This window comes from Actinoallomurus iriomotensis (assembly GCF_030269445.1).
GTDB lineage: Bacteria > Actinomycetota > Actinomycetes > Streptosporangiales > Streptosporangiaceae > Actinoallomurus > Actinoallomurus iriomotensis.
On sequence record NZ_BSTJ01000016.1, the window covers coordinates 166,443 to 189,743 of the forward strand.

Genomic DNA, 23,301 nt, shown 5'->3' on the forward strand with positions numbered 1-23,301 from the left:
TTCAGGAAGGCGGTGCGGCCATGGTCGGCGAAGGCGTCGACGGCGTCGATCCGGAGACGCCCAACGTCGCCCGGATGTACGACTACTACCTCGGCGGCAAGGACAATTTCGCCGCCGACCGCGAGGCCGCCGCGCGGATCATGAAGATCATGCCGCACGCCGCGGAGTGGGTCCGGTCCAATCGGGGCTTCCTGGCCCGGGCGGTACGGTTACTCGCCGAGTCGGGAATCCGGCAGTTCATCGACATCGGCACCGGCCTGCCCACCCAGGACAGCGTCCACCAGGTGGCCGGACGAATCGACCCCCAGTCGCGCGTGGTGTACGTGGACGTCGACCCCGTGGTGGTCTCCCACGGCCGCGCCCTGCTGGCGACCGACGAGCGGAGCACGGTGATCCGGGCCGACCTGCGCCGTCCGGACGACATCCTGAGCCATCCGGAGACGCGCGCACTGATCGACTTCGACCGCCCCGTCGGCGTACTGCTCGTGGCGGTACTGCAGTTCGTCCCCGACGACCGCGAGGCCGCCGACGTCGTCGCCCGGTTACGCGCCGCCCTGGCACCCGGCAGCCACCTGGTGATCTCCCACATCACCGCCGATGAGGTCGCCCCGGATGTCGTCGGCGAGGGCCGCGAGATCTACGCGACGACGTCTCTCGGCTCGATCACCCCGCGCTCACCGGCCCGGGTGGCGGCGTTCTTCGAGGGGCTGGAGCTGCTGGAACCCGGCCTGGTCGGAGTCGAACACTGGCGCGCCGAAGAGCCACCGTCCGGCGACCGCATACCACTCGGGTTCCTCGGCGCGGTCGCCCGCCGCTGAACGCCCGCCTTGCCAATCAGAAGGCCTCTCACCTGCGGACATACAATTTGCGCATGAGCTTCCGGCAGATGGAGTATCTGCTGGCCGTGGTCGAGGAAGGCTCCTTCACCCGCGCGGCGCAGCGGCTCTCCGTCTCCCAGCCCGCGCTGTCGCACCAGATTCGGGCGCTGGAGCGTTACGTCGGGTACCCGCTGCTCGAACGGCTGCCCGACGTCGTGCGCCTGACGCCGATGGGGCGCGCGTACCTGCCGCACGCGATCGCCGCGCTGCACAGCGCCGACGAGGCCGCGCACGTCGCCCGGCCTCGCGGCGAGATGACCCGGATCGGGCTGCGGATCGCCGCGCTGTACTCGATCGCGCTCGGCATCATCCCGCCGGCGATCCTGAAGTGGCGGCGGCGCTATCCGGACTCCCACGTCGAACTGCTGGAGTTCGGCAACAGCGCCGACCTGGCGAACCTCATGTCGGCGGGCGGCATCGACGTCGCCGTCAGCGCGGCGCCGCTGCACTGGGACGGCCCGGTGCGCACGCTCGGCAGGGAGGACCTCGTCGTGGTCCTCGCCAAGGACGACCCCGCCGCCGGCCACCGTCAGGTACGGCTGGCCGAGCTCGCGAGCCGCCCCTGGGTGCTGTACACGCCCGACAACGGGCTGGCGGGCGTGGTCGCCCAGGCCTGCTCGACGGCCGGGTTCATCGCCCGCCCCGCGGTGCACACCCACCACACCTCCACCGCGGTGCAGCTCGCCGCCGCCGGGCTGGGCCCGGCGCTGGTGCCGCGGAACATGATCGAGGCGGACTTCGGCGGCGTGCAGCTCGAACCGGACCCGCCGGTCCACCGCGAGCTGGTCGCCTTCACGACGACCGCCGAGGTGCCGCACATCTCGGCGTTCATCGACATCCTGGCCGAACACGGCGCCATCCGCTCACGGCGCCCCCTGGCGTCACCGGAGGCGGTAGAGGATCTCCCCGGCGTCGGGGACGACGAGGGTTTCGGGGTCCCGTGACCACTCCTCCACGTCGATCTCGGCCGGGTCGAGGTACGAGAGCGCCAGGTCACGTGTGGTGCGGGCGTCGATACCGGTGGCCAGAGTGACCTCGATGCGGCAGCGCTCCTCACCCGTGGCCGGATCGTACGTGCCGCCGCCGCGCAGGTGCGTGGAGTGGGCCAGTACGCCCCACGGCCGGTCCTCGTACCGGTCCCACTGCTTCACGAAGTAGTCGCGGCAGTGGTAGCCGACGGCGCGGATCGCCTCGCCGTGGGTGCGGCTCACCTCGGTGACGTGCGGCGCGTACAGCACCACCTGGCCTCCGTCGGCGACGACCGGCTCGACCTTGTACATGCCCTTCGCGGCGGTCCAGATCTCGTCGTAGCGATGCGACACCAGGGACAGCACCCGTTTGACCGGCGCGTCGAGGTACTTCACGTCGACCTGCGCGGTGATGTCCGCGGCGGCGGCCCAGGCGTCCCGGGTGTCCCCGTACGTGATCGCGTGCAGGTTCGACGTGCCGGACTCCACCACGAGCGAGAAACAGCGCAGCTCGCTGGGCACCTTCGCCGCCGCGCGGTCGATCAGCGCGCGCACCGGCGTCGTACCGCGCGTGCCGATGATCTCCGCGCTGGTGATCAGCGCGCCCAGCCAGTGCGACACGTCGATCACCTCCTGGCCCGCCACCCCGGGGAACAGGTACTTGTTGCCGCCCGAGAACCCCACGACCTCGTGCGGGAAGACGGGGCCGACGACGAGCGTGATGTCGCTTTCCACCACGGCCCGGTTGAGGCGTACCTCCACCGGGTCGGACAGCCGGCCGCCGGACAGCTCGGCCAGCTCCGCCCCGCTGATCACTCCAACCGAGGTGAGCATGCCGGGATCCCACCACTCGTGGTTACGGATGGTGACTCCGGGATAGCGCTCGGCCGCGAGACCGGGCGGGTGGCCGAACAGGGCGGCGAGCTCCTCCTCGCTCATCGCCGGGTGGGTGCCCAACGCGACCATGAAGGTCAACTCGGCGACGCGCCCGTGCAGGGCCGCGTGCACGCCGTCCAGGAGCATCGGCAACGGGCAGCTGCGGGTGGCGTCCGGCACCAGCACGCAGACCCTCTTGCCGGTGTACTCATCGTCCTCCAGCGACGAGCGGACGAACCGCTCGACGTCGGCGGCGTCCAGGACCTCCCGCGGCGAACCAAGGACACGGGCCATGGGCAAGCTCACCTCTCTTCGGCATCGGCATGTCCAGTATGTCGGTCACTGCCCAGACCTGTGACTCCGGTGACCCGGGAGAACGCGTGGGGCACGTGCGGCGCCGACGAGGACCGGCGCGACCCTCGTACGGCCGTCGCGCATCCCCGCCAGCCGGAAGATGTGGGTTACCGCTGGCAAGACCTGAAGATGGGTGCTGGCCGCGCTGACTTTCGGCCCTGGACCGGCGAAAGTGGATGCCGTAGTCGGAAGAGAAAGCGAGAGCTCCTCCGGGGCTCTCCACCGGTGGCCCCCCGGTCCAGATCCGACTGACCGCCCCCCACGGTCACTGCGGTTGCGGGCCGCGGCGGACTCCCCCACCGCCGCGGCCCGCACAGCGCGCGAAGGAGCGGCGACCCCCCGTACGGCCGCGAAGGCGCCACGAGTCCAGAGCCGCGCCCTGTCCGGCCGCCGAATCCGTCCACCCGGACCCTGTCCAGGCGTTCATCGGCGCCTGACCATCTCCTGCGCGGCGTCGCGTGCCAGAGCCACCGCCCCGTACGGCCGGCCGTCAGAGCACCGCGAGTCCAGAGCGGCCGCCTCCTTGCGAGCCTCCCGCGCCCGCATCCCCCACGGCACCTGCCGTAGAGCCTCCGACGCGAGTGAGCACCCTCAGCGCTCTGTCCAGGGAGAACACGGCGGCGAAGGCCGCCGAACCCGTCGAGCGGACCAAAACACCCCTTTTCGGCGCTGCGGATATGCGGCTAAAGACAGCCCATTAAGCAAATCTAATGCCTGCTCTAACGAATTAGGGGGATGACGCCGGGCAATTGCCGAAATAGATTGCCAGGGTCAAGCCCGAACGGGCGCGGGGGACGGCGGCTGAAGGAGGGGTGCCGACGTGGCAGAGATCATCGTCTCTTCGCGAGACGGCCCGGAGAGCGAACGCTGAACGTCACACACCGATGCCGCCGAGTGATCGGCGCGATCGGGCGGGAAACGCCGGCGTCTCCGGCGTCCGCCCGTGACCAGATCGGCTTGCCCCGGTAGCCCAATCAGGACGGAGGCAGCGGACTTAAAATCCGCGAAGTGTGGGTTCGAATCCCACCCGGGGTACTCACGGAATCGACGTCGGCACCGCCCGTACCGGATCGCCGAGGCTTTCCCCAGGAACAAGGCGACGATCAGGCATTACGGCAGGTTCCGCACCATGCGCGAGTCTCGCGCCAACTGGTACAAGTGTCTGACCCAGCCGGATACATCGGCTATTACCTCGCGACGAATGCCGATGGCCCTAACGGAAGAAAGGTCGCCTTTCATCCCCCGCCACCTCGGGCCCCTTCGCCCGGGGTCGACAGGGCGGCGCTCGCCAAGAGATCCGTACGACCACCGGGTGGGACGTCAAGCCCGGCAACCCGCACAGAGTCAGTCGGGCGGAAGGGAGGATGGGGGACGGTAGGCCACCTCGCCGGGCTCGGTGCGGCGGTGTACGAAGTCGAGCAGTTCGCGCTTGCGCGCGGCCAGCCGGCGGTGAGCCGCGACCCGCCGATAGTGCGCCTGGTCGGCTCGCTCCGGCCGGGCTCCGCCCTCGACCTCGTAGCCGTGGTCGCGCAGCAGGTCGCCGGCGACGGTCTCGCACAGGACGATCTCCGCCGTCGTCAGGCGCGTGCGCCACGTGCCGGCGCGAGCAGTCGTGACCTCCTCATGGGTACGGGAGTGCCAGACCTTGCGGCCGGGTACGGCGACGGCGGCGACGCGGCCCGGCTCGGACATCGCCGGGTCGTAGTCCTCGCCGAGGAACTCGCACAGCCCCTTGAGCTCGGTGGCCGGGTCGCCGATCAGGCGTTCGTAGTAGAGGCGGTAGTACGACTCCGGGCCGAGCGACCGCGCCGCGCGCTCCCCCGCCTCGATCGACTCCACCCAGGTCGCGAGCGCGTGGTGAGAGTCGTGTTTGTACCAGTCCATCTCCTTCAGCGACGCGACGCAGTCGCGGCCGTCGCGGATGAGCTGGACGATCTGCGCGTCGGGGAACAGGCGCCTCAGCGTGGGGATGTGCTGGAAGTACCCCGGCCGCTTGTCGCCCCAGCGGGGTTTGCCGAACCTCGCCGCGTACGCGCGCAGCACGATGCCCAGCGCGGAGCCGAGCGTGGGCGGCCCGGCGACGATCTGCTCGATGACCCGTTGCCCGTCCAACCCCAGGTCCGCGAAGCGGGTCTGCTCGCGGTCGACGATCCAGCGGGCGAGCGCCAGGCGGTTGCCCGGGATGCGGAGATCGCCGAAGTCGGCGCGCGCATCGTACGCGGGCAGCAGGAACCGCGTCTCCGGCGGGATGGCGATGCGCGGGTGGGCGTGCAGCATCAGTTGCAGCATGGTCGTTCCGGACCGTGGACAACCGACGACGAAGATGGGCCGCTCCGGCTGGGTCATCGCTTCACGGTAAAGAAAATTACTGAAAGTTGGTTGAGAATTTACCGAGAAGCTATTTTCTTTTATTGCCTATAGGTTTAGTGCGGCATCATCGGAACAACCACTCGAGGCGCGGCTCGACCGCCCACCGGAACACCCTTCGGACCGGATCGGTCATGAGCACCACCGCCAGCAGCACGCAGCCGAGCGTGAGCGCCGGCACCTGCCACCCGGAGATGCGGTAGTACCAGTCCTGGTAGGACAGGAAGAGTGTGACGAACCCGTGGAGCAGGTAGGCGTACATGGAGGCGGCGCCGAGCCGGCTGAACCACGTACGGCGGGCCGGGACGACGGCCAGGAAGGCCGCGGTGAGGATGCCCGCCGCGGCGAGCGCGAGCACGCGGAAGCCGACACCCGAGGGCGCGCCGACGCCGAGTTCGGCGAAACTGCGCCGCCAGTGCACCCACTCGGGGTCGAGGCTGGTCTCCAGGGCGTACGCCGCCACCGCCCCGGCGACGAGCGTCAGCGCCCCCGCGACCCGGACCGCCGGCCTTCTGAGCAGGGCGAAGTGGCGCGACCCGAGGATCAGTCCGAGCACGAAGAACGGCAGGAACGACAGCACCTGCACCGCGTCGAGCATGCTGGGCAGGGTGACGAGCCCGGCGAACAGCCAGATCGCGACCGCCAGCCCGATCGCGATCGGGAACCGCAACTGCTGCCAGAGCGGCACGGAGAGCCGCCAGGCGAGCAGCGCGGGCAGGAACCAGGTCAGGTAGTACGGTTCGAGCGGATCCCAGCGCATGTGCCGGCCCGCCAGCACCTCGGTGTAGACGACGTAGCCGGCGCTGAACAGGACGTACGGGACGACGATGGCGGCGACGAGCTTGCGGGTACGGCCACGGGAACGGCTGAATCCGCGGGAGAAATAGCCGCACATGACGATGAACACGGGGAGATGGAAGGCATAGATGAACGACTGCCCCGCCCCGAGCATTCGCCCGCCGACGGCCGCGCTGCGCAACGGCTCCCAGGCGTGCCCGACGACGACCAGAGCGACGGCGAGGAACTTGGCGTTGTCGAAGTAGGGATCCCGGCTCGTCGCGGTTTTCTGGGCGACTTTGTCGGCATTACCTGATTTATCCGGCCGGGCGGGATTCGCTTCACCGGACGGCGGCGGCTCCGGCGCCGCGGGTCCGTCCCTACGGTCAAGGCCGAGGACGGCGCCTTCACTCGCGCCGCCGGGACCGCGTCGCCCGCCGTCCCCCGCCGCGCCGTGGTCGTCACGTCCGGGCGGCGATCCGAAGAAGCCACGGTCACCGAAGCCAGGGTCCAGATCCGCACCGGGCGTGACCTCGGCGCGACGTCCGGGCTCCAGCAGGGCACTCCGCCCGAGCGCGGCCTCCCGCCCGGCGCTGCCCGCACCGGCGTCCTCCCCGCCACCGAGCCCGCCGACTTCGCCGACACCACGACCACCGCCGGCATCGGTCCCGCCGTCACCAGGACGGTCACCCGGGCCTGTCTCACCGGAGCGATCGGCAACCCCACCACGCCCGCGGTAAGCCTCCGCGTCGCCACCGGCCGCCGACCCACCGACCGCCGAACGCCTTTTCGCCACCGAACCGCCTCCGGCCACGGCGCGACCACCACCAGCCGAACCACCGCCGCCCGCAGGCCCGCCGCCGACGGCCGGCACCTCCCCCACCCCACGCGACCGCGCCGAGTGCTCCGGCCCGTCACCAGCCGAACCGCTCCCGCTCGCAGGCTCGCCGCCGGTCGCCAGGGGCGCCTGCCCCATCGGGTGTGACCGTGCCGAGCTCTCTGGCCGGGCATCGGTCGCCGGTCCACCGGCCATCGTCGAAGCGCCGCCGTTCGCAGGTTCACCACCCGCGGGCGGGGTCGCCTCCCCCGGCTCCCGTGAGTACGCCGGGTGCTCCGGGCCACCGCCGGTCGCCGGTCCGCGTCCTGCCGTCGAGCCGCCGCCGGCCGCCGAATCGCGGTCTCCGCCTTCCGCCGTGGGCGGCTCGGTCTCCCGGCCCACCTCGCGGTCGCCGTCGTCGGTCGCCTTCTCCTGAGCCGTCACCGGACCACTCCCACCCTCACGCGCTTCACCCTTCCGCCGCTGCAGGTCGCACCGCGAGCACCGCCGCCCGCCATCCCATCACCGGGTAATGAGATCGGCCTGGGTCCAGGCTGAGAATCGCCGCCACATCCGATCGTTCCCGGAGCGACACGGTCGCCGGTGCCCCTCGCCGGCGGGCCGGGGAGGGGCACGGCGCGTCCGAGGTGCTCCGGGCAGCGGGCGGCCGTGGCCCGAAGTCGGGCCACGGCCGTCGTCGTCCGCGTCGCGGTCGGGGCCGGGCTCGGAGGCCGGACCCTGACCGGCCGGCTCATCTTCGGGCATAGAACCCGGCGGTCGCCGCGACGCCCACCGCGGCCAGTACGACCTGGATGGCCAGTTCGATCCAGTCGATTCCGCTGGTGTCGGCCACACCGACCGCGCCCGCGATGGCGGTGCCGATCAACGCGGCGACGATGCCGATGACGATGGTCAGCCAGATCGGGATCGGCTGACGTCCTGGTACGACCAGCCGGCCCAGGGCACCGATGACCAGGCCGATGATGATCGCCATGACGATTCCGGTGACGTGCATATCGGGGGCTTCCTTTCGCTCGTAAGGACGCGCAGCCGTTCTGCCCTCGTTAGCCCGTCTTAAGCGGAAACCATCCACCAAATCCGGCAGACCGGGCCACGGACCACCGGACCGCACGAACATGACCGTCGTGACCAGCGAGAATCCGGCAGGAGCCCCGCAGTACGGGCAACGCGGCCGAGCCGGCCTCCCGTGAACACGCCGCCGGGGGCCGCGCGCACCCTGCGCGACCCCCGGCGGTGGCATCGACCGGTCAGCTCCCCCCGACCGCGTCGGCGACGGCACGGAACGCGGTCGCCAACTCGGCGAAGTGGCTCGAGTAGGTGAGCACGTCCTGGGACGTCTTCACGATCACCACGTGGTTGCGCGGGCTGACGTAGACGTTCTGGCCGAACACGCCGTTCGCGGTGTAGTCGCCCGGGGTGGGAGCGACCCACCACTGGCTGCCGTAGCCCCAGCCCGCCGAGTTGATCTGCCCCGGCTCGTTGATCGGGACGGTGACACGGGTGGAGTCGCGCACCCACCCGGCCGGTACGACCTGCTTCCCCTGAGCCTTGCCCTGGTTGAGGTAGAGCAGCCCGAAGCGGCCCAGGTCGCGCGTCGTCACGTGATAGCAGCAGTAGCCCAGGCCGTTGCCCGCCCAGTCCTTACCGAGATAGAGGGTGGACTTCATGCCCGCCGGCTTCCAGATCTTGTCCTGGACATAGGAGGCCAACGACTGCCCGGTGGCCTTGCTGAGCACCCAGGCGAGCACGAAGGAGTCCATACTGTCGTAGTTCCACTTGGTGCCGGGAGGCCGTTCACTGACCGACTCTTTGGCGACGTCGGTCAACGGAGTGCCGAGGACCAGGCGCAGCTGGGCCGCCGTGGCGCCGGCGGTGAAATTGAAGTAATTCGACTCGTCCCATTTCACGCCGGACGCCATGTGGAGCACGTCGATCAGCGGGACGCCGTCGTACCCGGTGCCCTTGAGTTCGGGCACGTAACGGGTGACGGGGTCGTCGACCGAACGGATTTTGCCCTCGTTGAGCGCCACGCCGATCGCGGCGGCCGTGATCGATTTTCCGACCGACCAGGAGTTGAACCGGCTGTCGGCGTTCTGCCCTTGGAAGTATCGCTCGTCGACGACCTTGTCGTCGTGCAGGACGAGGAAGCCGAGCGTCGAACTGCGCCGCAGGAAGTCGGTGATCGTGTGGCGTTGCCCCTGGTAGGTGTAGCTCACGTCCAGGGGCTTGCCCGTGCCGCTCAACCGCACCGGCGTGGACGACGGCTGCACGGGGGTGAGCGGGTAGTGGGGGATGTGGATGAGCGCGGGGAGCGAGAACTGCTCGGTCTCGGCCGCGACCCTCACATCGGTGGCCTTCGCGTGGCCCTCGGCCACGTCGGTGAGGGCCAGCGTGCCGACGGTCGCCATCACCGGAACCAGGAAAGCGGCGATCGTGACCTTACGGGGAAATGACATGGCGTAGATCGAAGCATCGCGAATTAATGGCGTCAATAGCGTTAATCGTTTTGACAATGGAGTTTAAGTGATCTGAAAAAATGAGGGCCGGGGCGGCACGAAGCCGCCCCGGCCCTCGGGGTTCGCGGAGTCAGCCGAGCTCGATGAGCAGGTCTCCGCCCTCGACCTGCTGTACCGCGCCGACCGCGAGGCGGCGGACCGTGCCGTCGCGCTGGGCGGTGATGGAGGCCTCCATCTTCATCGCCTCGATGGTCGCGACCGTCTGCCCGGCCGACACCGTGGCGCCCTCCTCCACCTGCAGCGTCACCACTCCGGCGAACGGCGCCGCGACGTGCCGGTCGTTGCCGCGCTCGGCCTTCTCGGCCGCCTTGACGTCGGTGGCGATGGACTCGTCGCGTACGCGGACCGGGCGCAGCTGGCCGTTCAGCGTCGTCAGCACCGTACGGTAGCCGCGCTCGTCGGCCTCGGAGATCGCCTCCAGCTCGATCAGCAGTGAGACGCCGTGCTCCAGCGTCACGGTGTGCTCGGTATCGGGTTCGAGGCCGTAGAAGAAGTCCTTCGACGACAGCACCGACGTGTCGCCGTACACCTCGCGCCGGTGGGCGAACTCCTTCGCCGGTCCCGGGAACAGCAGCCGGTTCAGCGTGGCGCGGCGCGACTCGGCCAGCCCCCGCAGGTCGTCCTCGCTCAGGGGGGTCACCTGTGCGGCGGGCGGCCGGCCTTCGAGCGCCCGCGTGCGGAACGGCTCCGGCCAGCCTCCCGGCGGGACGCCGAGTTCGCCGCGCAGGAAGCCGATCACCGAGTCCGGCACGTCGAACTTGGCCGGGTCGGACTCGAAGTCGGCCGCGGTGACGCCCGCCCCGACCAGGTGCAGGGCCAGGTCGCCGACGACCTTGGAGGACGGCGTCACCTTGACCAGACGGCCCAGCATCCGGTCGGCGGCGGCGTAGCAGTCCTCGATCAGCTCGAACCGGTCTCCGAGGCCGAGCGCGATGGCCTGCTGCCGCAGGTTCGACAGCTGGCCGCCGGGGATCTCGTGGTGGTAGACGCGCCCGGTCGGCGAGGCCAGCCCCGACTCGAACGGCGCGTACACCTTGCGCACGGCCTCCCAGTACGGCTCCAGGTCGCCGACCGCCTGCAACGACAGGCCGGATGCCCGCGGCGTGTGGTCGGTGGCCGCGACCAGCGCGGACAGCGAGGGCTGCGAGGTCGTTCCGGCCATCGAGGCGACCGCCGCGTCCACGGCGTCCACCCCGGCGTCGATCGCGGTGATCAGCGTGGCGAGCTGACCGCCGGCGGTGTCGTGGGTGTGCAGGTGAACCGGCAGGTCGAAGCGCGACCGCAGCGCGGTCACGAGCGTGCGGGCGGCGGGCGGGCGCAGCAGCCCCGCCATGTCCTTGATCGCCAGGATGTGCGCGCCCGCCTCGACGATCTCCTCGGCGAGCCGCAGGTAGTAGTCGAGCGTGTAGAGGGTCTCCGACGGGTCGGACAGGTCGCCGGTGTAGCAGAGCGCCACCTCGGCGACGGCGGTGCCCGCGGCGCGTACGGCGTCGATCGCGGGGCGCATCTGCGAGACGTCGTTGAGCGCGTCGAAGATCCGGAAGATGTCCATCCCGGTCTCCGCGGCCTCGGCCACGAACGCGTCGGTGACCTCCGTCGGGTACGGCGTGTAGCCGACGGTGTTGCGGCCGCGCAGCAGCATCTGCGTGCAGATGTTCGGCACCGCCTCGCGCAGCGCGGCGAGCCGCTCCCACGGGTCCTCGGCCAGGAACCGCAGCGCCACGTCGTACGTCGCGCCGCCCCAGCACTCCAGGCTGAGCAGCTCCGGCGCCGTACGGGCGATGTGCGGGGCGACCGCGAGCAGGTCACGGGTGCGGACCCGCGTGGCGAGCAGCGACTGGTGTGCGTCGCGGAACGTCGTGTCGGTGATCGCGACCGCGGACCGGGCCCGCAGCTCGGCGGCGAACCCCTCCGGCCCGAGGGCGGCCAGCCGCTGCCGCGACCCCTCCGGCGGCGCGTCCGTCAGGGACACGGCGGGCAGCTTGTCCGCCGGCTCGACCACCACCGGACGCGGTCCGTGCGGCCGGTTGACGGTCGTCTCGGCCAGGTGGCGCAGGACGCGGCTGCCGCGGTCGGCCGAGGGCCGGGCGTGCACGAGGTCCGGCCGGTCGTCGATGAAGGCGGTGGTGATCCGCCCGGCGCGGAAGTCGGGGTCGTCGAGCACCGCGCCGAGGAAGGGCAGGTTCGTGGCCACGCCGCGGATGCGGAACTCGGCGATCGCGCGGCGCGCCCGCCGGGCGGCGTTGGTGAAGTCGTGGCCGTGGCAGGTGAGCTTGACCAGCATCGAGTCGAAGTGCGGGGAGACCTCCGCGCCGGTGTGCACGGTGCCGCCGTCGAGACGCACGCCGGGGCCGCCGGGCGAGCGGTACGCCGAGATGGTGCCCTTGTCGGGGCGGAAGCCGTTGGCCGGGTCCTCGGTGGTGATGCGGCACTGCAGCGCCGCGCCCGACAGCGTGATCACGTCCTGGGTCAGGCGCAGCTCGGGCAGGGTCCGGCCCGCGGCGATGCGCATCTGGGCGATGACCAGGTCACGGTCGGTGACCTGCTCGGTCACCGTGTGCTCGACCTGGATGCGCGGGTTCATCTCGATGAACACGTGCCGGCCGCGCTCGTCGAGGAGGAACTCCACGGTGCCGGCGTTGACGTAGCCGATGTGGCGGGCGAAGGCCACCGCGTCGGCGCAGATGCGGTCCCGCAGCGCGGGGTCGAGGTTCGGCGCGGGCGCGATCTCGATGACCTTCTGGTGCCGCCGCTGCATCGAGCAGTCGCGCTCGTACAGGTGCACGACGTTGCCCGCGGCGTCGGCGAGGATCTGCACCTCGATGTGGCGCGGGTTGACCACGGCCTGCTCCAGGAAGACCGTCGCGTCGCCGAACGCGGACGCGGCCTCGCGCATCGCCGCGTCGATCGACTCCCGCAGCTCGGCCGGCTCGGCCACCCGCCGCATGCCGCGTCCGCCGCCGCCGGCGACGGCCTTGACGAACACCGGGAAGCCGATGTCCTCGGCGGCGGCCAGGAGCGCGTCGACGTCCGTGGAGGGCGCTGAGGACCGCAGCACCGGGATGCCGGCCTCGCGCGCCGCCGCGACCGCCCGCGCCTTGTTGCCGGTCAGGTTCAGCACCGGCGCCGGCGGACCGATGAACGTGATCCCCGCCTCGTCACAGGCGGCGGCCAGCTCGGGGTTCTCGGACAGGAAGCCGTACCCGGGATAGATCGCGTCGGCGCCGGCCGTACGCGCGGCCTTGATCACCTCATCGACGGACAGGTAGGCGCGGACCGGGTGACCGGGCACGCCGATCTGGTACGACTCGTCCGCCTTGGCGCGGTGCAGCGAGTTGCGATCCTCGTACGGATAGACGGCGACGGTGGAGATTCCCAGTTCGAACGCGGCGCGAAACGCCCGTATCGCGATCTCGCCACGGTTGGCGACCAGGACCTTGCCGAACATCGAGCTCCCTCAGGTGGTCGTAGTCCCGCATCACATCGTCGTGGCGCCGGCCACGACGATTATCCATGGATGCGGACCGTGACCACAGGTCCGGGGAGCCGCGACGGCCATGACCGAGCGAAGCGAGGGCATCAAAGGCGCGGCCCAGTGGTCACTCCCTCCGACGCAGGAGGGTTCATGACCGGGAGCGACGGGTGGCCGGGCGCGCCGGCCGGCGGCGGTTCAACCGCAGCTGGGTGAGCAGCAGGGAGATGCCGACGAGCAGCGCCGTGAGCCACGCCACCTGGGTCCACAGGAGACGGTAGGAGGTCGCGTCGAGGCCGAGCGGCGAGGTCTTGGTGCGCAGCGAGACCGGCTGGACCGCGGGCAGCTGGTCCGGAGCGACCGCGGGCGCCTGCCCGGCGATCAGCGGCAGCTGAGCGCCGGCCGGGCCGGCACCCGCCGTGGCGGTCTGGTCGGGCAGGCCCAGGCCGGTGGCCAGTGCCGACGACGGCAGGTCCGCTCCCGCGGCGGACGCGCCCACCGACGAGCCGCTCCCGGTGACCGTGATCTTGCCGGCGTCGCTGTGCGTGCTCGCGCGGTCGGCGCTGAGCGAGGCGGTCACGGTAACGGTGCCGGCGGCGTGGCCCGCGGGGATCTTCACGACGGCGGACGCGGAGCGCGCCGCACTCACGTCCCCCAGCGAGAGAAGGCCGCTGACCACCGAGGCGCCGGTGGCGGAGAATCGCAGCATCGCGTGGTGGGCGACCGCGTGCGCCGCGCTGACCCGCGCCGTCGCGGTGACCGAGCCGCCCGGGGCGGCCTTGGCCGCGGAGAACGACAGGTGGACGCTCAGGGACGGGGTCCGCTGGTACGGCGGCGAGGAGGGCGGCGGCGCGGGCTTGACCGGCGGCGAACTGGCGGGCGGCGGGTCGCTGGGCGAGTCGCTCGGAGGATTGCTCGGCGAGTCGCTGGGCGTGCTGCCGCCGGACGGATCGGGCGCCGGGTCGTCGGCGGCCGTGGGCGACGGGTCGGCGGCCAGCGCCGTCGCGGGCGTCGCCACCGCGCCGAGCGTGATGACCGTCGCCGCACCGAGTGCGACGAATACTGGTCGTGCGTTCGATCCGGACAGCACTCCGGCACCTCCGCGTCCATCGCCATCCGCCCTCGGGACTCGTCGTTACCCGAAGCGGTCGAACCCATGCGAACACGGGACCAGGAGATGGATCAACCATGGCGCGCAGCGCTATCAACGGATGCGTAATTCGTCTCGCGCCTTGTGCCCCCGGTTAGCGGAAGAGGTGAATCTCACGCTCCGTCCCCGGCCGCGTCGTACTCCCGTGCCTGTTCACGCAGCCACAGCGCGCGCAGGGCGACCTCGGTGGCGAACCGTGTGTCCGGATCGGCGAGGTCGTCCCCGAGGGCGTGTTCGATCTGCCGCATCCGGTAGCGCACGGTCTGCGGATGCACGCCCAGTTCGTCGCCGACCTGCGCGGCGGTGCCGCGGGTGCGCAGCCACACGCCCAGCGTCTCGACGAGGCGTTCGCGCTGGCGCGCCGTCAGGTGGTCCAGGGCGGCGAGCTGCCGGCGGGCGATCTGGTCGATCAGCGGCGCGTCCGTGAACAGCCAGAGGGTCTCCAGGTGGTTCGCGCAGAGGGTGAGCGGGCCGTCATCGATGATCTGGGAGTGGACCAGGCCGAATGCCTGCCGGGCCCAGCGCAGCGAGTCGGGGGCGCGGTCCAGCGGCACGGTCAGCCCGGCCGCCGCCTTGGACTCGGCCACCGCGAGTTCGAGCATCGCGCGGCGGTCGGCCGTCAGCGGGCCGGGGACCAGCAGGTACGGCTCGGTGCCGTCGAGGTCGGTCAGCAGGTCGTCGTCGAGCAGCGTCCGTACGATCGGCGCGTTCGGCCGCAGCACGACCACGGTCACCTCGTCCGGGAGCACCCAGCGGACCGATTCGGCGTGCTCGGCGAGCAGGTCGTGCGGTGCCGCGTCCACGATGAGCCGCAGGAGCCGCCGGCGTCCGGCCCGCATCTCGTCGTTCAGCTGCGCCCTGGCCTCCCGGTAACCGCGCACCGACGACGACGCCAGTTCCTCCATGTAGGTGAACAGGGCGTCCGCCAGCACCGACACGGTCGCCGGGGCCAGGTCGTACCGCTGGTGCAGGGCCATCACCCGCCTCCAGCCCGTCTGGGCGCCGATCCGGTACGCGGACTGCAGGACGTTGAGCTGGCGGCCCTCGTACGCCTCGAACCGGCCGAGCTTGTAGCAGATGTCGTCCGGAAGGGCGTCGGGCGAGCCGAGCCATACGACGAATCCGGCGAGTGCGCGCTCGACCCCGGAACGGAGCGTCCGTCCGTACGGGCCGTCGATCGGGCGGGCGTATTCGGGAATGCCGTCCCGGATCTCGCCCACGATCTCCTGCGTGAGGCTGGGCAGTTCGCGCCGTATGATCGCCGTCAGCCGCTCGGTCAGATCGGAACTCGACCAGTTCAAGCCGTCCGGTTCGAGCGTTCGAGGCATGCGTGTACCTCCCACCGCCACCGTCGGAGTCGGTGCGTCGCTGGGCGGGGTCGCCCTTATTCAGAATCGGCCGTCAGGTGGCGTTCGCCGGTGATCGCGGACCGCGAGGGAAATACCGAGCGGGGAACCCCTGTATCTCCCGGGCGAACCGCGATCTAGGACACCGTGACGGTAGAGCAGAGAACAGCCTCCGGCAAGATTTTGCGGCGTTCACTTGCCGGAGCCATACGGTCTGTCATTGACCGTATGCGTTTCTCTGTTTTCGGACAGCGCACTATGTTTTTTTGTGACGTCGTGAGCAGAAAGAGGGGTCGCCCGCTCGGGCCTGCCGCCGCGGCCGCCCGGGAGCGCGGGGCGGTCCCGCAGCCGCTGCGCCCGTAGCACGAGTTCCAGGCCGAACCGCGCCTCCGGGTCGCCGAACCGGTCGCCGAGGCTCTCCTTGAGCTGGTTCAGCCGGTACCGCACCGTCTGCGGGTGTACGTGGAGGCGGTTTCCCACGTCGGCCGCGGTGCTCCAGCTCTCAAGCCACACCCGGAGCGTCTCGGTCAGGGCCTTCTGCTTGCCGGCCGGCATGTCCGCGAGCCGGTCGAGCCGCTGCCGCGCCAGCTCGTCGATGAGCTGCGGATCCGACATCAGCCACAGGGTCAGGAGATGGTCTTCGCAGAACGTCAGCCGCGCGTCGTCCACGACCCCCTCCGTGATCAGGCCGAGGGTCCGCACGGCCCAGCGAAACGAGTCCGCCGCCTCCTCCAGCGGCACCGTGACGCCCACGACGATCCGGTCGCGGGGCACCGCGGCCTCGATCATCGCCCGCCGGGCCGCGGTGAACCGGCCCGGAACCAGGAGCCGCGGCTCGGCGCCGTCCGGATCGGCGAGGACGTCGTCGGTCAGCGCGCCGCGGACCAGGCGAACGCCCGGACGCACGACGATCGGGGTGACCTCGGCGGGCACCGTCCAGTCGGCGCGCTCGGCCAGTTCGGCGATGGCCTGCCGCGGGGCGGCCGGCCGCTCGAGGATGAGGCCTAAAAGGCGCAGGCGCAGCTCGGCCAGTTCTTCCGGCGAGTGCGCGCTCGCCTCCAGATAGCCCTCCACGGAGATGGAGGTGAGCTCGTGCATGTACTCCAGTTGCGCGTCGGCCAGGCCGGCGACGGTCTCGGACGGGAGCTCATGGCGCGCGCAGAAGCCCATGGTCCAGTGCCAGGCCACCCGGAAGGCGACGCGGAAGGCCGCCTGCAGGGCGTTCAGGTTCCGGTCGTGGTGCGCCTCGTTCTGGCCGAGCAGCCGGAAGATCTCCGTCAGCCGGGACGACGACGCGGACGGTTCGGCGACGCGGTCGACGAAGGAGAAGATCGCCTGTTCGACCGCCGGCCGCATGGGCGACTCTTGTAATCCGTCACAGGGCGTCGCGTACTCCGCGACGGCCTCGCGGATCCCGGTACAGATCTCGCCGGGAAGGCCGCCCATCTCGGACCGCAACAGCCCGGCGAGCTCCCGTCTTTCCGTCTCCTGTTCGAGCCACACCGTCGCCGTCTCTCTCTGGCCGGGTGACTCGTCTCCACCGGCCACCGGGCGGCGAGGTCACCGGCGGCCTCGCTCCGCACGGCCCCGGCCGGCCGGCGAAGCGTGATCCAGATCATCTTGATCGCTGATCGGAACGGACGCAATTCACACCACGCGACGACGACATTCACCCTCCGCATCCATTCGGCCACCTGCCGTGGAACGGCCCGTCTACGGACGCCACATAACCGTCATAATGGAATGCCTTAATCACCAATGGATAAAGACCAATGCGATCTTTCGCTTGCGATGACAATTCGGCGCAAATGTCAATTTCGCCCTTGATTGGGCCGTAACACGCGCTTAACCTACCGACAGGTAGCAAGCATACGGGAAAGCCTAGCAAATAAAGATCATCTTTGCGATCGAACGACCCCCGCAGACTCTGATGCCCTTACCGAAACCCCGCCGGACCCGCGGGGATGAAGGAGGCTGCCCCTGAGCCGAGATCACCACTGTCAATTCGACTTCCGATTTCGTCGACCGGCCTCGCCGCACATGCCGGCCACAGTCACCACGAAGGAAGAACCCTCATGCGTAAACTTCTCAGCAGTTCGCTCTTTGTCGGCGGCGCCGCCGCCGCCGCGCTCGCGCTCAGTTCTCCGGCGGCCTTCGCCGCCGGCTGGACCGTCACCAACGGCAACGCCAGCGGAGCGTTCACCGTCGGGCTCAAGTCGGGCACGACCGTGACGTTCAAGGACGTGAACACCAACCAGACGTTCACCTGCAGCGCGTCGACCATCAACGGCAGCGCGCCCGCCGGCACCGGCCGGTCCAACCCGGTCGCGAGCATCACCAGCGGCAGCTTCACCGGCTGCACCGGCCCCCTGAGCAGCACGGGAAGCGCGACCATCAGCTCCGGTGGCCTCAACGCCGTGACGTACAACTCGAGCACCGACACGGTCAGCGGGAACATCAGCGGGATCAGCGCCGCCCTGACGATCAAGAGCATTCTGGGCACCTGCAACGCCACGGTGACCGGCAGCGTTGGCAACAACAACCAGGACACCTACGCGAACGGCACCGGGACGCTCACCCTCACCCCGGACCCCGCCACGCAGACCCTCAAGATCGCCAGCACCAGCGGCGTCTGCGCGGGCCTGCTGAACGCCAACGACCTCGTCACCTTCCAGGCGACCTACGTGGTCTCCAGCCCCACTCCCCCGCTCACCGTCAGGCCCACCTGACGGTCGAGGCCCGGGTATGACCGGAGGCCGGCCGGGGTCCACCCCCCGGCCGGTCTTCGCATGCGAGACGGCGATGGCCCGAAGCCGGGTGCTCGATATCGGATAAAAGGCGGAACAGCATTTGTCGTGCGGTGATAAAAATGCGGCGATCGATCGCCCACGTGCGCGGCCGCTTGCCCCTGACGGGAATCCGCACCTAATCTACCTCTACTTGCCAGTAGCGCTGGGTGGCCTGTCGTTCCGGCGATCGGGGCCGACGATTTTTGGATGTGGTCTTCCGATGCTTCGGCTTTCACTTTCCGGGGACGACCGCGAATCCGCGCGGTGCCGATTCCGCCAAGGTGAACGCCGGCCGGAGAACGGCACGGGTGATCGTGGATGAGCATGACGCGCTGGACGCCTCGTACGGTGGCGCGGGCCACCGTCGCCGGGCTGGTGATCATCGCGATGGGACTGGTCCCGGGCGCCGCGTCCTCGGCCAGTAAGTCCTCGTCCGGGGAGCCTCCGCCCGACCAGATCATGGGTGCGTCCCTGGCCTACGCCTGCCCGTTCCCCTCAGGCGCTCAGCGCATCACCGTCAAGGTCGCCGGCACCCTTCCCGCCGCCGCGACGGTCGGCGACCACATCCAGCCCGGCCAGGTGACGATCACCCCGACCCTGCCGCGCGCCGCACTCGCCGACCTCACCGGCCTGGACGCGACGTCGGTCACGGCGTCGGCGCGGATCTCCGTCACCGTCGCACAGAAGGGCGGCACCGCCGCCACCACCTGGCCGAGCGCGGCCGCGTCGGCGCCGATCCCGGCGTCGGGGAGCCTGCCGCTGCCCGGATCCGCCACGGTGTCGCCGGTCACGGCCAAGGCCGTCGGCTCGGCGGCCTTCGTCGCGGGCTCGCTCTCGCTCGTCCTCACACCGCACAAGGCCGACGGCAGCGCGACGAACCCGGCCGATATTCCGCTCGACTGCAAGGTCGAGCCCGGCCCGGACGTGGTCCTGGCACGTGTTCCGGTGACCGATCCCGGGGTTTCGGTGACTCCGTCGCCCGGCACGGGTGGGGCCAAGCTCAACCCTCGATCGGCCCGGCCACTCGACGACGATCCGTGTCTGCTCCCCGTGCCCCAGGACCCGATACCCGGGGAGGCGTACCTGGCGGGATTCGCGAACGCCGCGAAACTCGGGGGCGCGATACTGCTCGGCGTCGAGAACGGCGAGACGACGGGGCACACCCTCCTGGAACTGAACTACGAGGTCATCCTCAACCTCTGCGCCACGGACAGCAGCGTCGACGTACTGAGCAGGGCGACGCTCGACTACCACGGAGCACATTCGCTGCCACCCGCGAAGGCCACCCTCCTGACTTATGGCTTCATGCCGACCACCGCGACGGTCGAGTTCTCGGAACCCCCGGGCACCCACATGGAGATCGACAGCCACTCGTGGTTCGACGGCACCGGGTTCCCGCAGGTCTCGACGGTCACCTCCCAGATGACGATGCGCATCTACGACGTGCTGGTCAACGGAAAGCCGCTCGATGTGGGCCCGCACTGCCAGACCGCCTCGTCGCTCGCCGTGACGCTGACCGGCAAGTCTCCGGACTACACGGTGGACCAGGGTGGGCCGCTGACCGGCATGGTCACGATCCCGCCGTTCTCCGGGTGCGGAGTGGGCGAGGACCTCGACCCAATCTTCACCGCGTCCCTCTCCGGTCCGGGCAACTACATGAAGCTGACCCAGGGCATCCCGTGCACGCGTCCGCCGGACCAGGATCCGGTCAACTGCGACCCGATCGACCGGCCGACTCCCCGGCCCTGAGACTCACGCACGGATGAATCGCGGCGGAGAGATTGTCATTCGACGGCAACGTTATTCCGCGAGCAAAAATATCCAGAAGACGTTCTATTGCCGATCGTGCAGCCGATAGTTACCGTACTCGCCAGTAGGGATCTCGAGGCGGAATTCCGGCGGCTAGACGGATAAATGCCGGTGATCGGCGGGCGGTCGGGGCGACGGCTCCGTCGAGGGTCCCCTGTGGAGAAAGGGACCGAGAAATGAGTCCTTCCCGTAAGAGGGCACGGCTCGCGGCCGCGGGCGTGGCCACCACACTCGCCACGCTGACGACGCTCGTCACGGCCGGTTCGGCTTCGGCGACGACGCTGAACGGCTCCTGGGCGCCGTTCTCGCGCTGCCCGGTCGACGATCCGGCGATGCTCGCGGCGGACGGCGCGAATGTGACGGACACGTGCCTCACCACCCATGCGTCCAGCGGCACCATCAAGCTGGGCAACACCACCGCCACGACCGGCGTGACCGACATGCAGTTCGGGGTGCTCTCCGGATCGACGGTGTCGCTGGTCTCGCCCTCCGGCGGCGGCCTCGTGGCCGACCCCGTGAAGATCCCCGGCGGACTGCTCGGCCTGATGTGCCCGAGCAAGGTGCCGGTGATCACGCAGATCTGCCAGCAGCTCACCGACAACACGCTGAACAACGTCATCGCCACCGTGCAGCCCGCCGGCAAGCCGTCGGACTTCGACCTGTCCGCCGGCCTCGGCTCCGGAAAGCCGATCCTCACACTGCCGGTCAAGATCCACCTGCAGAACCCGTTCCTGGCCTCCACCTGCACGATCGGCTCCGACTCCAACCCGATCCTGTTGAAGCCGAAGAACGTCACCGCCCCGGACACGAGCTTCGCGCGGTTCGACGGGAACGGCACCCCCGACCCCGACAACGGCGACCTGCTCAGGATCGATCTCACCGGGGCGTCCGTGAGCGACGACTCCTTCGCCGTTCCCGGCGCCACCGGCTGCGGCGGCCTCGGCCTGCTCGACGCCGCGGTCAATCTCAAGACCGGCCTCCCCTCCGCGGCGGGGAAGAACAAGCTGGTGTTGAACAGCGCGTCGACCTACCTCGGCGGGCTGTACGACCCGTCCTCCTTCGCCCCCACCTCCGGGCGCAAGATGTCGGCCTTCTGGCATTCCGCGGCACACTGACGGCCGAGCTCCGGACGCGTCGCCGGCGGCCCGGGACACCCGATGCTCACCGGTGGATAAAACCGGAGGCATTGATTGTCATTCGATGACAGGACATTCCGCGCGATCTTGGTGGTCGCGTGGAATGTCTTGCTTATCGCCGTTCGAGAAAAGTATGATACCCGCCAGTAGCAAAGGGTGTCGCCCGAGCCGATCCGGCGGAATCATATTACGGTTCGGTATAAATTCGGGCTCATTTATATTCGGGGGCCTAAGTTGGGAAAATTCCGATGGTTGGCTCTACCTAATGGGACTTGAAGTCGTGGTCGAAGGACTGACGAAATCCTTCGGCCGGCAGAACATCTGGCGGGATATCAACCTGACCCTTCCCGCCGGTGAGGTCAGCGTGATGCTCGGCCCCTCGGGGACCGGAAAAACCGTTTTCCTCAAGTCGCTGATCGGCTTGCTCAAACCCGAGCAGGGCCGTGTCCTCGTGGGCGGCGTCGACATGGTGAACAGCCCCGAGCGCAAGCTCCACGAGGTGCGCAAGCTGTTCGGGATCATGTTCCAGGACGGCGCGCTGTTCGGCTCCCTCAACCTGTTCGAGAACATCGCCTTCCCGCTGCGCGAGCACACCTCCAAGAAGGAGCCGGAGATCCGGCGCATCGTGCTGGAGAAGATGGAGATGGTCGGCCTGGCGGGCGCCGAGGGAAAGCTGCCGGGCGAGATCTCCGGCGGTATGCGCAAGCGCGCCGGGCTGGCGCGCGCCCTCGTGCTCGACCCGCAGATCATCCTCTGCGACGAGCCGGACTCCGGCCTGGACCCGGTCCGCACGGCGTACCTCTCGCAGCTCCTGATCGACCTCAACGCGCAGATCGACGCGACCATCCTGATCGTCACGCACAACATCCAGGTCGCCTCGACGGTGCCGGACAACATCGGCATGCTGTTCCGCCGCGACCTGGTCACCTTCGGCCCGCGCGAGGTGCTGCTGACGAGTGAGGAGCCGGTGGTCGCGCAGTTCCTCCGCGGCCGGCGGCACGGCCCGATCGGCATGTCGGAGGAGAAGGACCAGTCTCTGCTGGAGGCCGAGCGGACCGCCGGATACCACGACGAGGACGAGGGGCTGCCGCCGATCGTGCCGCAGCTCGAACCCAGTCCCGGCCTGCCGCCCCGCCAGGCCGTCGAGCGCCGCCGCGCGCGGGTGATGGGCATGCTGCACGAACTGCCGTACCCGGCGCAGCAGGCGATCCTCGCGAGCATCCGGGAGCGGCGATGACGACCCCGGCGGGCTCCGTCCCCGGCACCGCCGCGCTCCGTGAGACCGGCAAGCTGTTCGCGCTGGCCGCGGCCTCGCTCGGCGCGATGTTCCGGCGGCCGTTCCAGGGGCGGGAGCTCGTGGAGCAGTTCTGGTTCATCGCCAGCGTCACGATCCTGCCGACCGCGCTCGTGTCCATCCCGTTCGGCGCGGTGATCGCCCTGCAGGTCGGTTCGCTCACCCAGCAGCTCGGCGCCCAGTCCTTCACCGGCGCGGCCAGCGTGCTCGCGGTCATCCAGCAGGCCAGCCCGCTGATCGTGGCGCTGCTGATCGCCGGGGCCGGAGGCTCGGCGATCTGCGCGGACATCGGCTCGCGGACGATCCGTGAGGAGATCGACGCGATGGTCGTCATGGGCGTCTCGCCGGTCCAGCGGCTGATCGCGCCGCGTGTGCTGGCGGCCATGCTCGTCTCCGTCTTCCTCAACGGCCTGGTCTCGGTGGTCGGCGTGCTCGGCGGCTACTTCTTCAACGTGATCATGCAGGGCGGCACGCCCGGCGCGTACCTGGCCAGCTTCTCCGCCCTCGCCCATCTGCCGGACCTGTACATCAGCGAGATCAAGGCGCTCATCTTCGGCTTCATCGCGGGCGCGGTCGCCGCGCACCGCGGGCTGAACCCGCGCGGCGGGCCCAAGGGAGTCGGCGACGCGGTGAACCAGTCGGTCGTCATCGCCTTCCTGCTCCTGTTCTTCGTGAACCTCGTGCTCACGGCCATCTACCTGCAGATCGTCCCGCCGAAGGGAAGCTGAGCC

General features: G+C 69.9%; 17 protein-coding genes and 1 tRNA gene. 9 read left to right on the forward strand and 9 right to left on the reverse strand.

Annotated features, from left to right (window positions below):
- The first annotated feature begins 20 nt into the window (after positions 1-20).
- A complete protein-coding gene (locus QSK37_RS45555; protein ID WP_285634539.1) occupies positions 21-818 on the forward strand; it encodes an SAM-dependent methyltransferase in 798 nt (265 codons plus the stop codon).
- Between the two features lie 53 nt (positions 819-871).
- On the forward strand, positions 872-1,822 hold the full coding sequence (locus QSK37_RS45560; protein WP_285634541.1) for a LysR family transcriptional regulator: 951 nt from the start codon (positions 872-874) through the stop codon (positions 1,820-1,822).
- On the opposite strand, the gene QSK37_RS45565 is transcribed toward QSK37_RS45560, so the two are convergent.
- Positions 1,760-3,016: a lactate racemase domain-containing protein gene (locus tag QSK37_RS45565; protein WP_285634544.1), complete on the reverse strand. Its 1,257-nt coding sequence runs from the start codon at positions 3,014-3,016 to the stop codon at positions 1,760-1,762. The two genes, QSK37_RS45560 and QSK37_RS45565, sit on opposite strands and share 63 nt — an antisense overlap.
- 1,019 nt (positions 3,017-4,035) lie before the next feature.
- Here QSK37_RS45565 and QSK37_RS45570 point away from each other — a divergent pair.
- Positions 4,036-4,111: transfer RNA gene (locus QSK37_RS45570), tRNA-Leu, on the forward strand.
- A 309-nt stretch (positions 4,112-4,420) separates the two neighbouring features.
- Here QSK37_RS45570 and QSK37_RS45575 read toward each other — a convergent pair.
- Both QSK37_RS45575 and QSK37_RS45580 read right to left on the reverse strand, forming a co-directional pair.
- A complete protein-coding gene (locus QSK37_RS45575; protein ID WP_285634547.1) occupies positions 4,421-5,422 on the reverse strand; it encodes a sulfotransferase family protein in 1,002 nt (333 codons plus the stop codon).
- 88 nt (positions 5,423-5,510) lie between these two features.
- The gene (locus QSK37_RS45580) at positions 5,511-6,779 is read right to left on the reverse strand and encodes an acyltransferase family protein (protein ID WP_285634734.1); all 1,269 of its coding nucleotides are present in this window, start codon (positions 6,777-6,779) and stop codon (positions 5,511-5,513) included.
- Between QSK37_RS45580 and QSK37_RS45585 the strand changes: the two genes are divergently transcribed.
- Entirely contained in the window at positions 6,675-7,205 is a 531-nt protein-coding gene (locus tag QSK37_RS45585; protein WP_285634737.1) for a hypothetical protein, read from the forward strand. The two genes, QSK37_RS45580 and QSK37_RS45585, sit on opposite strands and share 105 nt — an antisense overlap.
- 583 nt (positions 7,206-7,788) lie before the next feature.
- Here the strand turns inward: QSK37_RS45585 and QSK37_RS45590 are convergent.
- The 6 genes from QSK37_RS45590 to QSK37_RS45615 form a co-directional block, all read right to left on the reverse strand.
- The gene (locus QSK37_RS45590) at positions 7,789-8,052 is read right to left on the reverse strand and encodes a GlsB/YeaQ/YmgE family stress response membrane protein (RefSeq protein WP_285578499.1); all 264 of its coding nucleotides are present in this window, start codon (positions 8,050-8,052) and stop codon (positions 7,789-7,791) included.
- Between the two features lie 253 nt (positions 8,053-8,305).
- Entirely contained in the window at positions 8,306-9,514 is a 1,209-nt protein-coding gene (locus QSK37_RS45595) for a serine hydrolase domain-containing protein (RefSeq protein WP_285634550.1), read from the reverse strand.
- 130 nt (positions 9,515-9,644) lie between these two features.
- Positions 9,645-13,022, reverse strand: a complete 3,378-nt coding sequence (locus tag QSK37_RS45600) for a pyruvate carboxylase (RefSeq protein WP_285634553.1) — start codon at positions 13,020-13,022, stop codon at positions 9,645-9,647.
- 175 nt (positions 13,023-13,197) lie between these two features.
- Entirely contained in the window at positions 13,198-14,136 is a 939-nt protein-coding gene (locus tag QSK37_RS45605; protein WP_285634556.1) for a hypothetical protein, read from the reverse strand.
- A 173-nt stretch (positions 14,137-14,309) separates the two neighbouring features.
- Positions 14,310-15,524, reverse strand: coding sequence for a PucR-like N-terminal domain-containing protein (locus QSK37_RS45610; RefSeq protein ID WP_285634559.1), 1,215 nt, complete (start codon positions 15,522-15,524; stop codon positions 14,310-14,312).
- 210 nt (positions 15,525-15,734) lie between these two features.
- Complete coding sequence (locus QSK37_RS45615) at positions 15,735-17,045, reverse strand: PucR-like N-terminal domain-containing protein (protein WP_285634562.1); 1,311 nt, start codon at positions 17,043-17,045, stop codon at positions 15,735-15,737.
- A 572-nt stretch (positions 17,046-17,617) separates the two neighbouring features.
- Here QSK37_RS45615 and QSK37_RS45620 point away from each other — a divergent pair.
- The 5 genes from QSK37_RS45620 to QSK37_RS45640 all read left to right on the forward strand — a co-directional run bounded on the left by QSK37_RS45620 (position 17,618) and on the right by QSK37_RS45640 (position 23,298).
- Entirely contained in the window at positions 17,618-18,271 is a 654-nt protein-coding gene (locus QSK37_RS45620) for a hypothetical protein (RefSeq protein ID WP_285578507.1), read from the forward strand.
- A 384-nt stretch (positions 18,272-18,655) separates the two neighbouring features.
- Positions 18,656-20,080 (forward strand): DUF6801 domain-containing protein, encoded by a 1,425-nt coding sequence (locus tag QSK37_RS45625; protein WP_285634565.1) that lies wholly within the window; start codon positions 18,656-18,658, stop codon positions 20,078-20,080.
- Between the two features lie 236 nt (positions 20,081-20,316).
- Positions 20,317-21,255 (forward strand): hypothetical protein, encoded by a 939-nt coding sequence (locus QSK37_RS45630; protein ID WP_285634568.1) that lies wholly within the window; start codon positions 20,317-20,319, stop codon positions 21,253-21,255.
- A 286-nt stretch (positions 21,256-21,541) separates the two neighbouring features.
- Positions 21,542-22,513, forward strand: coding sequence for an ABC transporter ATP-binding protein (locus QSK37_RS45635; RefSeq protein WP_285578510.1), 972 nt, complete (start codon positions 21,542-21,544; stop codon positions 22,511-22,513).
- A complete protein-coding gene (locus QSK37_RS45640) occupies positions 22,510-23,298 on the forward strand; it encodes an MlaE family ABC transporter permease (protein WP_285578511.1) in 789 nt (262 codons plus the stop codon). Before QSK37_RS45635 ends, QSK37_RS45640 begins: the two co-directional genes overlap by 4 nt.
- Positions 23,299-23,301 lie beyond the last annotated feature (3 nt).